This is a genomic window from Microvirga sp. P4_G7 (genome assembly GCF_056401005.1).
Genome location: NZ_JBFUKD010001163.1, coordinates 1 through 586, shown reverse-complemented (window position 1 = coordinate 586; position 586 = coordinate 1). Strand labels below are relative to the sequence as shown.

Genomic DNA, 586 nt, shown 5'->3' with positions numbered 1-586 from the left:
GGTGAGCGGATCTCCGAAATGCGTTTCGATATAGGTTTCGGCGCGCTTCACGTAGTAGGGCGCCGCCGCCGATTGCGGCCGCAGCAGCGCTTCCGAATACGTGTTCTGCTGGCAGAAGAGCAAGCCGTTCATCAGGAGCTGCTCGAATTGCAGACGCACCGCCGGAACATTGCGGACAAGGGAGTTTTCGTTCGCCAGTTCCAACGTCGCGTAATCGACAAGACGCTGCCAGTTCTGTCCGTTCGCGGTGGCGAGCGGCACCATCGCTTCGAATGAAACTTCGCGCTCGAGGGGACGTCCCAACAACTTCGCACAATGCGCGTCGATCTTCGGACGGTTGAGCAAAAGTCCCACCACGTCGTGATCGGAACCGTGCTGAAAGAACTTGTCGTGTCCCGAGGTTACGATAGCGCCGTGCAGCGGCGAGAGGGAGGCTTCTTCGCCCTTGAAAAGGAAATGCCCGCCGCCCTGACGCACGCCCACGAACGCAAGACGATCGTCGTCATTCTCGCCTTGCAGATCGACCGTCACCGGGCAACCGAACCGTAGATTGAAAAATCCGAGATCGCTCAATCCGTGAAATTGC

1 protein-coding gene is annotated in these 586 nt (G+C 58.5%); it reads right to left on the bottom strand.

What is annotated here, in order from left to right; genetic code table 11:
* The coding region (locus AC1DT3_RS23650; protein WP_477467582.1) for an AraC-like ligand-binding domain-containing protein at positions 1 to 586 on the bottom strand (586 nt) is incomplete at both ends.